Origin of the sequence: Sphingomonas sp. CCH10-B3 (genome assembly GCF_001556185.1) — a bacterium.
In the GTDB taxonomy this organism is placed as follows: domain Bacteria; phylum Pseudomonadota; class Alphaproteobacteria; order Sphingomonadales; family Sphingomonadaceae; genus Sphingomonas; species Sphingomonas aquatica.
The window spans coordinates 1-13,197 of the sequence record NZ_LSIJ01000056.1 but is presented as its reverse complement, the minus strand read 5'-3'; the positions used below and the strand labels follow the sequence as shown (position 1 = coordinate 13,197).

Sequence of the window (13,197 nt, the reverse complement as noted above, 5' to 3'; positions counted from 1 at the left end):
GCCCACCCCCCGGCCCCCTCCCGCTCGCGGGAGGGGCAGCATGTGCGTCGATCGCCGCCTGCGCTGCCTCATAGGCAATGTTCGCCCGTATCCGCACCACGGCGCGCGTAAATCGCCAGCTCTTGAGCGCGCCCGCCTTGCCGATCTGCAAATGGCAGACGAGCGCCGCACGGTCGGCCCCCGCTTTCAGCGAGCAGACATCCGCCGACAATATCTCGGGCAGCATCGGCACGACGCGATCGGGGAAATAGACGCTGTTGCCGCGCCGCCGCGCATCCTTGTCGATCGCCGATCCGGGCCGGACGTAGAAGCTGACATCGGCAATCGCCACCACCACGCGCCAGCCGCCCGCGTTCGCCGGATCGTCGTCGGGGGCGGCCCACACCGCATCGTCATGGTCGCGCGCATCCTCCGGGTCGATCGCGACGATCGGCAGATGGCGCAGATCCTCGCGCCCCTCCCCCAGCGGCTGGCGCGCGGATTCCGCCGCTTCCTCGAGCGTTTCCGGACTGAACTCGACCGGGATGCCGAGCTTGTGGATCGCGATCATCGAAAAGCTGCGCGGCGCGAACGGATCGCCGAGCCGCTCGGTCACGCGCACGCTGATCCGTGGCGGGCGGCCGGTCTTTTCCGCCAGCACGAGATCGCCGGGCGCGGCGTCACCTGCGTCGGACACCGGAAAATCGCGCCGCTCCTTCTTCTCGACACCGGTCAGCCAGAGCTTGCCGCCTTCCTCGCGCAGCACGCCGAGCACCAGTTCCTCGCCGCGCGCGAGCCGCTTCATCGGGTGCGCGATATGGCCGGTGCCGGCTTCCTCGGTGCGCGCGAGCACGCGGTCGCCGACGCCGAGCGCGCCCTTGCCCCGCTCGCGCACGCGCAGCCGCGGCGCGGGGGTATCGGCATGCCAGCTTTCGGGGGTTGCCCAGACGGTACCGTCGTCGGTCACGTCGACGATCCGCAGCACCGTCACCTTGGGCACGCCGCCCATCTTGTGAAAGGCGCGACCGGGCGCCGAATCGATCAGCCCTTCATCGGCCATGTCCTTCAGCAGTGCTTTGAGCCCGATTTTCTCCTGCGCCGACAGGCCAAAGGCGCGCGCGATCTCGCGCTTGCCGGCGGGCACATCGGACGAGGCGATGAAATCGAGTATCTGCTTGGGCGTCGGCAGGCCGGGCGTCTTCTTCATCGCCAAGGCATAGGCGTTTTGGGCGCAAAGCCAAACCAAGTGATGACGACGTTAGCTCACGCCTCAATCGCCCACTCGTCATTCCCGCGAAGGCGGGAATCCATAACCGCTTAGTTGAGCAAGGCTCGGCTTGGCCAGCCCTTATGGATTCCCGCCTTCGCGGGAATGACGGGGGGAGAGCCAACGCAGATTCTAGGGCGGCGGGCGCCCAAACAGCGATGGCGAAATTGCTGCACTGCGGCTATCGGAGCGCGGTGACATATGACCTGCTCATTATCGGCGGCGGCATCAACGGCACCGCGATCGCCCGTGAGGCAGCGCTCAACGGGCGATCGGTGCTGCTGGTCGAACGCGACGACCTGGCAAGCCATACCTCATCAGCATCGACCAAGCTGATCCACGGCGGGCTGCGCTACCTCGAATATTACGAGTTCAAGCTGGTCGCCGAGGCCCTGCGCGAGCGCGAGCGGCTGGTGCATGCTGCCCCGCACATCATCTATCCGATGCGCTTCGTGCTGCCGCATGATGGCGCGCGGCCGTGGTGGTTCCTGCGCGCGGGGCTGATCCTCTATGATCTGCTCGGCGGCAAGATGTCGCTGCCGCGTTCACGCGGGTTGCGCGCGAGCGACGCCGATCTGCGCGCGCCGCTGAAGAGCGCAACCAAGGGCTTCGTCTATTCGGATGCCTGGGTCGATGATTCGCGGCTGACTTTGCTCAACGCGCTCGACGCGGCGGCGAACGGCGCGGAGATCGCGACGCGGACCGCACTGCTGTCGGCGCGACGCGAGGGCGATGCGTGGCGCGCGACGCTATCGGACGGGCGCGAAGTTGCCGCGCGCGGGCTGGTGAATGCCGCCGGGCCGTGGGTGGCGGAAACGCTCGGGCTGCTCGGCGTCAATGCGCGCAGCGGCGTGCGACTGATCAAGGGCAGCCACATCGTCGTGCCCAAGCTGTTCGAGGGCGACCAAGCCTATATCCTGCAGCAGCCCGACGGGCGGATCGTCTTCGCGATTCCCTATGAAGGCGGTTTCACCGAGATCGGCACCACCGACGTGCCGGTCGAGCGGCCCGAAGACGCAGTGATCGACGCCGACGAGATCGCGTATCTGTGCGCGGCAGTGAACCGGCATTTCACGACGCAAATCGCGCCCGCCGATGTGCGCTCGACTTGGTCGGGGGTGCGCCCGCTCTACGACGACGGCGCGAGCGAGGCCAAGGCGGTGACGCGCGACTATGTGCTGGAGGTCGATACGACCGGCCCGGTGCTGCTGAGCGTGTTCGGCGGCAAGATCACCACCGCACGGCATCTGGCCGAAGAAGCGGTGGCCAAGCTCGCGGCGCCGATGGGTTTTGCCGCCAGACGCGTGACGCGTGAGCGAGCCTTTCCGGGCGGCGACATCGGCAACTTTGCTGCCTTCCTGACTGATGTGCGGGCACGCTGGCCGTTTCTGGGCGACGTCCGCAGCGAGCGGATGGCGCGCGCTTATGGCTCCATGCTGCACGAGATGCTGCGCAGCATTTCGGACGAGGCGGCGCTGGGCACGGCGTTCGGTGCGGGCTTCACCGAAGTCGAAGCGCGCTGGATGCAGGCCCGCGAATGGGCGCGCTCGCCCGAGGATGCGCTGATGCGCCGGAGCAAGATCGGGCTGCACCTCAGCGCCGATGAGCGCGCGGCCTTTGAAAGCTGGTGGGTGAACGCCTATCCAGCTTGAAATGAGCTACCAAGTCGCTGCCCTTTATCGCTTCGCCCGTTTCGCCGATCCCGCCGCATTGCGCGAGCCGATCGAAGAACTGTGCAAGGCGCAAGGCATCAAGGGCACACTCCTGCTCGCCACTGAAGGACTGAATGGCACCCTCGCCGGACCACCCGAAGGCATCGCCGCGCTGGTCGGCCATCTCCGCGCGCTGCCCGACTGCGCCGACCTAGACGTCAAATATGCGCAGGCCGCCGCGATGCCGTTCCACCGGCTGAAGGTCCGGGTGAAGCGCGAAATCGTGACTATGGGCGTGCCCGTCGATCCGCTCAGCATCGTCGGCACCTATGTCGATCCTGCCGACTGGAACGCGCTGATCGACGATCCCGACACGATCGTGATCGACACGCGCAACGATTATGAAGTCCGCATCGGAAGTTTCGATCGCGCGATCGACCCCGGCACCCGCGCCTTCAGCGACTTCCCCGCCTGGGCCGCCGAACGGCGCGCGGGCATGGCGGGCAGGAAAGTCGCGATGTTCTGCACCGGCGGCATCCGCTGCGAAAAGGCGACCGCCTTTCTGAAGGAACAGGGCGTCGAGCAGGTGTTCCACCTGAAAGGCGGCATCCTGAAATATCTGGAGGAGGTGCCGCAAGACGAGAGCCGCTGGCACGGCGAATGCTTCGTGTTCGACGAGCGCGTCGCGGTGGGCCATGGCCTCGCCCCCGGCACCCACCAGCTCTGCCGCGCGTGCCGCATGCCCGTCAGCCCCGAAGACCGCGCCTCATCGCTGTATGAGGAAGGCGTCGCCTGCCCCGCCTGCCACGGCAGCCGCACGCCCGAACAGCGCGCGAGCTACGCTGAACGTCACCGCCAGGCCAAGCTCGCCGAAGCGCGCGGCGAACCGCATGTCGGCGCGGTGTTCGGGGACTAGCGTCCAGCCCGTGCCCATTGCATGAAGCTGCCCATGAAAATCGCGATCTGCATTCCCCGCTATGGCGACACCAAGGGTGACTTCGCGATCAGCCTTGCGCGGATGGTGGCGTTCAGCCTGATGGCCCCCGCACCGGCTACGGGGCCGCTCCAGATTGAGGTGTTCTCGGTCTCGTCATCCGACCTTCCGCACAGCCGCACCGAATTGCTGAAGATGGCGATCGGATGGCAGGCGCGCTATCTGCTCTGGCTCGACAGCGATCACGTCTTTCCGCCCGACACCTTGTTGCGGTTGCTCAAGCACAAGCTGCCCGTCGTCGGCTGCAACCAGCCGCGGCGGGCCTATCCGACCGGGCCGGTCGCGGTGCGGCTGAATGCGGCCGGGCAGATGGAGCACGTCTGGACCACCGAAGCACTCGCGCGGGCGGGCGCGGTCGAGGAAGTGTGGCATGTCGGGCTGGCGCTCTGCCTGATCGACATGAGCATCCTCCACCAGGTTAAGGCGCATGTCGAGAAAGGCGTCGGCTGGGCGCATTGGCAGCCGTTCGACCGCAAGCTGCTGCCCGGCACCAATGCCCGCATGGGCGAGGATGTGTCCTTCTTCCGCGAGCTGACCGAGGCGGGGGTGAAGGTCTTTATCGATCACGCGCTGTCGTGGGAGGTCGGGCACATCCACGAACGCGTCATCACCAATGCCGATGCCGAAGCGCAGAAGGACGCTTGGCTGCGCGGCCAGCGTTAGCGGGCCGCCAGCCGCACCGGCGGCACGTCGCCGCAGCGCTCCATCACGCCGTCGATCATCGCTACCAGCCGGTCGCGCGCGGCGGCGATGCCGGCGGGATCATGCCCGCGCTCGCGCGTTTCGACGTTGACATAGGCGAGCCCGCGCTCGACCGCGTAATTGGAGAGCGATCCGTCGCTCTTCGCCACGCGCTCGAAAACGACGTTAGAGCCCGCCGCGACCAGTGCCGGGCCGCAGATTGCGCTCATCTGAGGCCTGGCGGCGCGATAGGGGACGAGCGTCACGCTGTCCTCGTCGTCGAACGGCCAGCGCGGCGCGGGCGCTGCGATTGGGTGCCAGCGCTGCGAGCAAAGCCGGATCGAGATGTTGCCGCCGCCCTGCCCACGCTCGCCGCCGCATCCGGTCAGGCCGGGATCGAAGCCCGGCTCGTTGGTGTGGAGCGCGACGATCAGCCGCCGCCCTGGCCCAAGATCGCCGAGCACCGCGCCGACATAGCCGGGGTTGCGGTCGAAAAAATGCCGGTTGGGGTCGATCGGGCGTCCGCCCGTGAACCAGTTGAACCGGGCGCTGTCGTCATCATCGCTTGCACCGCTGTCGACGACGATCGCGACTCCGCCATAGCTGCGTAGCGCGACCAGCATGGCGGCGAAGGTCGCATTCTCATTGTCGTGCGTGACGACCCAAAGCGGTCCGTCGGGGCGGACATCATTGGCGATGCGGAACATCCGCCAACTGACCGGCCCTTCCTCGACCGCGAGCCGGGTGACGCTCAGCCCGCGCCAGAGCGCCGGGTCGCGGTGGCGGGCGAAATCGGCATCGGCGACGGTCAGCGGGTCGATCGGCTCGCGCGCGATCGGACCGGCAGCGGCAACGCTTGTCAGCAGGCAGGCAATCGCCAGCCCCGCCAAGCCCCTGCGCCAGCGGCGCCCGATCGGATCATTTCGCCGCCGCACGCCAGCAGGATGCAATTGTTCGCGCGCGCCGACAATCGCCCAAGACACACGCGGCGCCGATTGTCCCCGAACGGCACGGGGCCTCAATCAATAAGCGCGGCCGACCAGCACCCGCTCAACCGCCGGCGCGCCGGTAAAGATGCACGCGCCATCGGCGGTGGCCGCATCCATCGGCACATTGCGGAGCGTGAGCTTGAGCGCCTTCAGCCGCTCGACCACCTTGTCGAGCTCGGCGCCGGTCGGCTTGGCCCATTGGATCTCGAGCCAGCCGGGCTTGCTCTCGCTTTCGGCGAAATAGGTTTCGAGGTCGGCGAAATCGGTGACGTCGCGGCGGATATTGGCTTCCAGCCGCGCGCGCGCTTCGCGGTGCAGCGACGCCTGCACGTCAGTCAACAGCGCCGCCATGTCACCGACGAAATCGCCACGCGCGACAATCGCCGAATCGAGTTTGCCGTCTTCGCGGTAGAGCCGGTCGCGGCGCACGACGCTGACATTGCCGCCCGCGACATCGCGCCCGCCGACTTCGACGATCACGGGCGCGCCCTTCTTCACCCAGCCCCAGCGCTTGGTCGCGGCCTTGACCGGCTTCAGGTCGAGCAGCGCGCGTACCGGCTCGCCGAACGCGCTGAGCGCGGCCAGTTCGGCCTGCAACGCCCGGCAATAATCGATGACCGCCGCGTCCTCGGGGGCGTCGCGCAGCATCGGCACGATCACGATCTGCCACGGCGCGACGCGCGGCGGCACGCGCAGGCCGTCGTCGTCGCCGTGCACCATGATCAGCCCGCCGATGATGCGGGTCGACATGCCCCAGCTCGTCGTCTGGGCGAGTTCCAACTGCCCCTCGGCATTCTGGAAGCGGATATTCTGCGCGCTCGAGAAATTGGTGCCGAGGAAATGGCTGGTGCCTGCCTGCAGCGCCTTGCCGTCCTGCATCATCGCTTCGATCGAATAGGTCGCGACCGCCCCGGGGAAGCGCTCGTTCTCGGGCTTTTCGCCCGCGACCACCGGCAGCGCGACGCAGTCTTCGGCGAAGCTGCGATAGACTTCGAGCATCTTGAGCGTTTCTTCGCGCGCCTCGGCTTCGCTGGCGTGCGCGGTATGACCTTCCTGCCACAGGAATTCAGCAGTGCGCAGGAACATGCGCGTGCGCATTTCCCAGCGCACGACATTCGCCCATTGGTTGATGAGAACGGGCAGGTCGCGCCACGACTGCACCCAACGCGCGAAGGCAGTGCCGATCACCGTCTCCGACGTCGGCCGGACGACCAGCGGCTCCTCGAGCTTGGCGGCAGGATCGGGCACCAGCCCGCCCTTGCCGTCACCGATCAGCCGGTGGTGAGTAACGACGGCCATTTCCTTGGCGAAGCCGTCGACATGCTCGGCTTCCTTTTCGAAATAGGAAAGCGGGATGAACAACGGGAAATAGCAGTTCTCATGCCCCGTCGCCTTGATGCGATCGTCGAGCAGCCGCTGGATGCGTTCCCAGATGCCATAGCCCCATGGCCGGATGACCATGCAGCCGCGCACGCCCGATTCCTCGGCGAGATCGGCTTCGGTGATGACGGTCTGATACCATTCGGCGAAATTGGCATCGCGGGTGACGGACAGGGCGTGCTTGATCATGGCCCTCGCGATAACGCGTGCCGCGCGATCCGTCACCCCGGACTTGTCCCGCAACGCAGCATGGCCCAAGGACAGGCATGGCCGAAGCCTCCGCCGATCGCATCCTGTTCGCCGTCGCGTTGCGGCTGGGGTCGGTGTTCCTGTTCCAGTGCATGAACAGCGCGATCAAGCTTGCCGAGGCGAGCGGCGCGACGCTCGGCGAAATCCTGTTCTTCCGCCAGTTCGGCGCGGCCTGCCTGATCACGCTGGTGATCATGCAGGGTCCAGGGCTCGCGTCGATCCGTACCGAGCGATTCGGTGCACATGTGCTGCGCGCCGTTATGGGGCTGACGGCGATGGTGTTCACTTTCACTGCGCTGCTCGCGCTGCCACTCGCCGAATCGACGACGATCGCTTTCTCGATGCCGATCTTCGCGACGATTCTCGGCGCGCTGGTGCTCAAGGAACCAACGGGCTGGCATCGCTGGGCGGCCGTACTCGCCGGCTTCATCGGCGTGCTGATCGTGGCGCAGCCGGGCAGCGGGCATTTCCCGCTCTGGGGCGCGCTCAGCGGGCTGGCGGCGGCCCTTACCACCGCGAGCGTCTCGATCCTGCTGCGCCAGATCGCCAAGACCGAAGCGACGATGACGACGGTGTTCTGGTTCTCGGCGTTGTCGGTGCTGCCGCTCGGGATCGTCTATCTGTTCGCCGCGCAACCGCATGATGCCTATGGCTGGGCGATGCTGGCGGCAGTCGGCATCCTCGGCGGGATCGCGCAGATCTTCATGACCTCGTCGATCCGCTATGGTCCGGTGTCGCTGGTGGTGCCGATGGACTATTCGTCGCTGCTGTGGGCGACTCTGTTCGGCTGGCTGTTGTTCAGCGCGCTGCCGACGCCGATGACGTGGATCGGCGCCCCGATCATCATCGCGAGCGGGCTCTACATCGTCTGGCGCGAACATGTCCGCCGCCGCCCGGTGACCGACGAGGCGGTGACGGCCTAGTCGCGACGCAGCCCGAGAATCAGGTTGTTCGCCGGCATCTCGATCGGCGGCGCGAGTTTGAAGCCGGTCGCCGCCGCCGCCACCTCCTCGACCGCGCGCAGGCCCCAGCGGGGATCGCGGCTCCTGAGCGACTGATCGAAGGCTTCGTTACTCTCCGCCGTCGGCACGCCTGCGCGGCGGAACGGGCCGTAGAGGATCAGCGGCGCCCCCGTGGCTAGCAGCCGTGCCGAACCCGCCAGCAGCCCCAAGGTTGCTTCCCACGGCGCGATATGGACCATGTTGATGCACAGGATCGCATCCGCCGCCGCCACCGGCCAGACATCGGCAGCCGCATCGAGCATCAGCGGCGGGCGGACATTGGCAAGGCCCTCGCTCCACGCCGCGATCGAGGCAAGCGCGGTCGCATCGGGATCGCTCGGCTGCCAGTCGATCGTCGCAAACTCTTCCGCGAAATAAGCGACATGCTCGCCGCTGCCGCTCGCGATTTCGAGCACGAGCCCGGCTGGTGGCAGCAGGCCGCGCAACACTTCGGCAATTGCCCCACGATTGCGCAATGTCGCGGGCGCGTGCTTCCGCACATCGCCCTGATCCTCGGCGACGATCCATGGGGTCGGGTCGGCCATAACTGTCCTCGCTAGCTGCGGCACACACCGCTATGCTGGTCGCGAAGCACTGGCGGGGAGTGAAAGGAATGTCGAGCCAAGATCGCGGCGCTGCCGTCGGCTTTCCGCCGCCCTTCGTGTTCATCGGCTTGCTGCTGACCGGCCCGCTGGTCGAGCGATTCGTGGCAGTGCCGCCGCTGGGGTTGCCGTGGCTGCCTGGCGCCGCGGTTGCGATCGCTGGACTGGCACTGATCGGCGCCGCGATCGGGCTGTTCCGGCAGCGCGGCGAAAATCCCGAACCCTGGACGCCGACCAACGGCATCGTCGATACCGGCCTGTACGCCTATACCCGCAATCCGATGTATCTGGGGATGGCGCTGGCGCATATGGGGCTGGCGATCGTGCTCGGCAGTCTGGTGTCGCTCGTGCTGCTGCCGGTCGCGATCCTGATCATCCAGACGCAAGTGATCGCGCGCGAGGAGCGCTATCTCGAGGCGAAATTCGGCACGGCCTATCGTGACTATAAGACGCGCGTTCGCCGCTGGATTTAGGTGCGCCGCGCGTTGGCCAGCAATGCGCTGCCGCGCCGCCACAATTCGATGCGCTGCGCGGTGAAGAGCCCCAGCGCGAACATCACCAATATATCAGTGATTGCCATGACGCTGACGTGCCACGCCGCTTCGGCTTCACCGAGAGCGCGCACGCCGAAGCGGATCGCGATCAGCAGGACGATGAACAAGATCGCGAGCGGCGATTCGCGCTGGCTGAGCGCGTGGCTTTCGGGGTCGATCGAGAGAGTCACGAATCGCGCGCGCTGCCAGCCAAGCACGGCACCGATCGCCAGCGCGATCCCGCACGCCGCCCAGATCACCGGCGTCGGCGCGGACACATAGAGCAGCGATCCCGCCAGTGCGCCGTACAGCACGGGCACCACCCACAGCCATTCGAGCCGCAGCCGCCGCCCGCGCGTCATTCGCCGCAACCGCATTGCCAGCACGAAGGCGACGAACGCGATCAGGAAAATCGTGCCGACCAGATTGTTCGGATGCGACGGATCGGTCATCTCAGGCCGGCCGTGCCCCGAACCCGAATCCGCGTGTCAGCAGGAGATGGAGGAACAACCCCGCTGGCCCCGCGAGAAACGTCAGCAGCAGCACCGGCGCCTGCACGAAGCGATTGATCCGCCGCGCGTCGCTGTCCTCGGCAATCCAAAGCCCCGCGAACAGATCGAGGGCGAGGTAATGCGTCCACCCCGTCACCACGCCGCCGTCGCTGGCGAAAATCGCGCGGATGCCGGCAATCGTCGAGAAATCAGGCGCCTGCCCGCGCGGCTCGCCGAAGCCCGTCGTCAGCGCGATGCCGACCAGCACGACGTAGAACAGGCTCAGACCCCCTGCTCCCGCCAGCCGCAACTGGCCGATCGCGCCCGGCCAGCGCGGCGCGAGGATCAGCAATAGCCACAGCAGCAGCGCGACCGTGTTGACGATCTGGAAGAGACCGCCCCAGCCCATGCTATTCGGCTGCGACCGGCAGTTCGGGCGCCTTCCACGTCAGCACCGGCTTGCGCGCCGCCAGCGTTTCGTCGAGCCGCGCGCGGGGCGCAAAGTGCGGCGCCGACTTCAGGCTCGGATCGCCTGCCTTGCCGCGTTCCGCAACGCTCCGCAGCGCGCCGATGAACTGGTCGAGCGCGGCCTTCGACTCGGTTTCGGTCGGCTCGACCAGCATCGCGCCGTGGACGACGAGCGGGAAATAGACCGTCATCGGGTGGAAGCCCTCGTCGATCAGCCCCTTGGCGATGTCGAGCGTGGTGAAACCCTCGGCCATGCCATTATCGCTGAACAGCGCCTCATGCATGCACGGGCCGCTGTGCGCGAACGGCGCGTCGAGCACGCCTTCGAGGCTGCGCAGGACGTAATTGGCGTTGAGCACCGCATCCTCGGCGACCTGCCGCAGCCCATCGGCGCCGTGGCTTAGGATATAGGTCAGCGCGCGGGTGAACATGCCCATCTGGCCGTGGAAGGCGGTCATGCGGCCGAACGTGTCGGGGTGGCGCTCGCCGACCGACTCTTCCTCGACCAGCGTGATGTGGCCGTCCTCATAACGTTCGGTGAAAGGCAGCGGGCCATAGGGCGACAGCGCTTCCGACAGCACCACCGGCCCCGACCCGGGACCACCGCCGCCGTGCGGGGTCGAGAAGGTCTTGTGGAGGTTGATGTGCATCGCATCGATGCCGAGGTCACCCGGCCGCACTCGCCCGACGATCGCGTTGAAGTTCGCGCCGTCGCAATAGACATAGCCGCCGACGGCATGCACCGCGTCCGAAATCTCCTTCAGGTCGCGTTCGAACAGCCCGCAGGTGTTGGGGTTGGTGATCATCACCCCCGCGACATCCGGCCCCAGCCGGGCCTTGAGCGCCGCGGTATCGACGCGGCCTTCGGGCGTCGCGGGAATGTCCTCGACCTGATAGCCGGCAAAGGCTGCGGTCGCCGGATTGGTGCCATGCGCCGACTCGGGGACGAGGATGACCTTGCGATGCCCCTCGCCGCGCGCCTCGAGCGCTGCCCGGATGCAAAGGATGCCGCACAGCTCGCCATGCGCGCCCGCCTTGGGGCTCATCGCGACGCCGTGCATGCCGGTGAGCTTGATCAGCCACACCGCCAGCTCGTTGATGACGCCGAGCGCGCCTTGCACCGTATCGACCGGCTGGAGCGGGTGGATGTCGGCGAAGCCGGGCAGCCGCGCCATCTTCTCGTTGAGGCGCGGGTTGTGCTTCATGGTGCACGAGCCGAGCGGGAAGAAGCCGAGGTCGATCCCGTAATTCTGGCGGCTGAGGCGCGTATAGTGGCGCACCGTCTCGGGCTCGGAAAGGCCGGGGAGGCCGATCGCCCGGTCGCGCGCGAGCCCGCCGAGGCGGTCCGCAACCGGGGCCACATCGGCAATATCCACCCCCGTCGTCGCGGTATCGCCGATCTCGAAGATCAGCGCTTCCTCGAGCATCAGTGCCTTGTTGCCAGTGAAAGTAGCGGGGGTGTCGGCGCCGGCGCTGCCCATCTCCGGGCGCCAGCCGCTTGCGTTGATCGTCATGCCAGCACCTCTTCGAGCGCGGTTGCGAGGGTTTCGATGTCTTCGAGCGTCGTCGTTTCGGTCACTGCCACGACAAGGCCGTGGTCGAGTTCGACCGAACCGGGGTAGAGCCGCCCGAGCGAGACACCCGCCAGGATCTGCCGGTCGGCGAGCTGCCGCACGATCGGCCGCGCCGTCTTGGGCAGCACCAAGGTGAATTCGTTGAAGAAGCTGTCGTTGACGAGGGTTACCCCCGGCACCTGCGCCAGCCGCTCGGCTGCCGTCACCGCCAGCGCATGGTTGATCCCCGCCAGCTTGCGCAAACCCGCTTCGCCGAGCAGCGTCATGTGGATCGAGAAAGCGAGCGCGCACAGCCCCGAATTGGTGCAGATGTTCGACGTCGCCTTTTCGCGCCGGATATGCTGCTCGCGCGTGCTCAGCGTCAGCACGAAGCCGCGCTTGCCGGTGGCATCGATGGTCTCGCCGCACAGGCGGCCGGGCATCTGGCGGAGGTATTTCTCCTTGCAGCCGAACAGGCCGACATAGGGTCCGCCGAACTGCAAGCCGACACCGATCGACTGGCCTTCGCCGACGACGATATCGGCGTCCATTTCGCCCGGCGACTTGATCGCACCGAGCGCAACCGGCTCGGTGACGACCGCGATCAGCACCGCCTTTTGCGCGTGGCAGGCGTCCGCCAGCGGCTTCAGGTCGGCGATGCGGCCGAGGATGTCGGGATATTGGACGACCACGCACGAGGTGTCGCTGTCGATGCCTGCAATCAGCGCGTCGATATCAGTCTCTGCCGTGAGCGTCGGCAGCGACGTTTCGAGCTGGTCGCCGGTGTATTTCGCCATCGTCCGGGCGACCGAGACATAATGGGGGTGCAGCCCGCCCGACAGGATCGCCTTGCCGCGCTTGGTGATGCGCCGCGCCATGCCGATCGCTTCCCAGCACGCGGTCGAGCCGTCGTACATCGACGCATTCGCCACATCGGTGCCGAGCAGCCGCGCAACCTGCGTCTGGAACTCGAACAGCATCTGCAGCGTGCCCTGCGCGATTTCGGGCTGATAGGGGGTGTAGGCGGTCAGGAACTCGCCGCGCTGGATCAGGTGATCGACGCTCGCGGGCACATGATGCTTGTACGCGCCGCAGCCGAGGAAGAAGGGCACGTCGCCCGCGACCATGTTCTTGCGGGCCAGCGCGCGCATGTGCCGCTCGACCGCCATTTCGCTCGCGTGCATCGGCAAGTCGTGGATCGGACCGTCGAGGCGGGCCTCTTCGGGAACATCGACGAACAGGTCATCGATCGATGCGGCACCGATGGTAGCGAGCATCGCCTCGCGGTCGGGCTGGGTAAGCGGCAGATAGCGCATGGTCGTTAACTCCCCCCTCCCGCTAGCGGGAGGGGTCGGGGG

Annotated in this window: 13 protein-coding genes; 5 read left to right on the top strand and 8 right to left on the bottom strand. The window is 67.1% G+C overall.

Annotated features, from left to right (window positions below; all coding sequences use genetic code 11):
* Positions 1 to 1,186 (bottom strand): RNB domain-containing ribonuclease (locus AX672_RS08805; RefSeq protein WP_202189286.1); only part of this gene is annotated, 1,186 nt, incomplete at its 3' end.
* Positions 1,187 to 1,404: 218 nt separating this feature from the next.
* Here AX672_RS08805 and glpD point away from each other — a divergent pair.
* From glpD to AX672_RS08790, 3 genes are read left to right on the top strand one after another with little or no spacing between them, the layout of a single operon-like run.
* Entirely contained in the window at positions 1,405 to 2,898 is a 1,494-nt protein-coding gene (gene glpD, locus AX672_RS08800) for a glycerol-3-phosphate dehydrogenase (RefSeq protein WP_231731239.1), read from the top strand.
* Position 2,899: 1 nt separating this feature from the next.
* A complete protein-coding gene (gene trhO, locus AX672_RS08795; RefSeq protein WP_066650771.1) occupies positions 2,900 to 3,814 on the top strand; it encodes an oxygen-dependent tRNA uridine(34) hydroxylase TrhO in 915 nt (304 codons plus the stop codon).
* A gap of 33 nt (positions 3,815 to 3,847) precedes the next feature.
* Positions 3,848 to 4,555, top strand: a complete 708-nt coding sequence (locus AX672_RS08790) for a glycosyltransferase family 2 protein (protein ID WP_066650770.1) — start codon at positions 3,848 to 3,850, stop codon at positions 4,553 to 4,555.
* Here the strand turns inward: AX672_RS08790 and AX672_RS08785 are convergent.
* Entirely contained in the window at positions 4,552 to 5,556 is a 1,005-nt protein-coding gene (locus AX672_RS08785) for a hypothetical protein (RefSeq protein ID WP_066650769.1), read from the bottom strand. The genes AX672_RS08790 and AX672_RS08785 overlap by 4 nt on opposite strands.
* A 39-nt stretch (positions 5,557 to 5,595) precedes the next feature.
* A complete protein-coding gene (locus tag AX672_RS08780) occupies positions 5,596 to 7,131 on the bottom strand; it encodes an aminoacyl--tRNA ligase-related protein (RefSeq protein ID WP_066650768.1) in 1,536 nt (511 codons plus the stop codon).
* 77 nt (positions 7,132 to 7,208) lie between these two features.
* On the opposite strand from AX672_RS08780, the gene AX672_RS08775 reads away from it, so the two are divergent.
* Entirely contained in the window at positions 7,209 to 8,114 is a 906-nt protein-coding gene (locus AX672_RS08775) for a DMT family transporter (RefSeq protein ID WP_066650767.1), read from the top strand.
* Here the strand turns inward: AX672_RS08775 and AX672_RS08770 are convergent.
* Positions 8,111 to 8,737 (bottom strand): DUF938 domain-containing protein, encoded by a 627-nt coding sequence (locus tag AX672_RS08770; protein WP_066650766.1) that lies wholly within the window; start codon positions 8,735 to 8,737, stop codon positions 8,111 to 8,113. The two genes, AX672_RS08775 and AX672_RS08770, sit on opposite strands and share 4 nt — an antisense overlap.
* A gap of 68 nt (positions 8,738 to 8,805) precedes the next feature.
* Here AX672_RS08770 and AX672_RS08765 point away from each other — a divergent pair, with 68 nt between their 5' ends.
* The gene (locus AX672_RS08765) at positions 8,806 to 9,267 is read left to right on the top strand and encodes a methyltransferase family protein (RefSeq protein ID WP_066650765.1); all 462 of its coding nucleotides are present in this window, start codon (positions 8,806 to 8,808) and stop codon (positions 9,265 to 9,267) included.
* Here AX672_RS08765 and AX672_RS08760 read toward each other — a convergent pair.
* Genes AX672_RS08760 through gcvPA form a run of 4 tightly spaced genes read right to left on the bottom strand, consistent with a single transcriptional unit; the run spans position 9,264 to position 13,155 of the window.
* Positions 9,264 to 9,779, bottom strand: a complete 516-nt coding sequence (locus AX672_RS08760) for a CcdC protein domain-containing protein (protein WP_066650764.1) — start codon at positions 9,777 to 9,779, stop codon at positions 9,264 to 9,266. The genes AX672_RS08765 and AX672_RS08760 overlap by 4 nt on opposite strands.
* Position 9,780: 1 nt before the next feature.
* On the bottom strand, positions 9,781 to 10,227 hold the full coding sequence (locus AX672_RS08755; RefSeq protein WP_066650763.1) for an ABA4-like family protein: 447 nt from the start codon (positions 10,225 to 10,227) through the stop codon (positions 9,781 to 9,783).
* Position 10,228: 1 nt separating this feature from the next.
* On the bottom strand, positions 10,229 to 11,800 hold the full coding sequence (gcvPB, locus tag AX672_RS08750; RefSeq protein ID WP_066650762.1) for an aminomethyl-transferring glycine dehydrogenase subunit GcvPB: 1,572 nt from the start codon (positions 11,798 to 11,800) through the stop codon (positions 10,229 to 10,231).
* Positions 11,797 to 13,155: an aminomethyl-transferring glycine dehydrogenase subunit GcvPA gene (gene gcvPA, locus AX672_RS08745; RefSeq protein WP_066650761.1), complete on the bottom strand. Its 1,359-nt coding sequence runs from the start codon at positions 13,153 to 13,155 to the stop codon at positions 11,797 to 11,799. The genes gcvPB and gcvPA overlap by 4 nt, the downstream gene beginning before the upstream one ends.
* Positions 13,156 to 13,197: the final 42 nt, after the last annotated feature.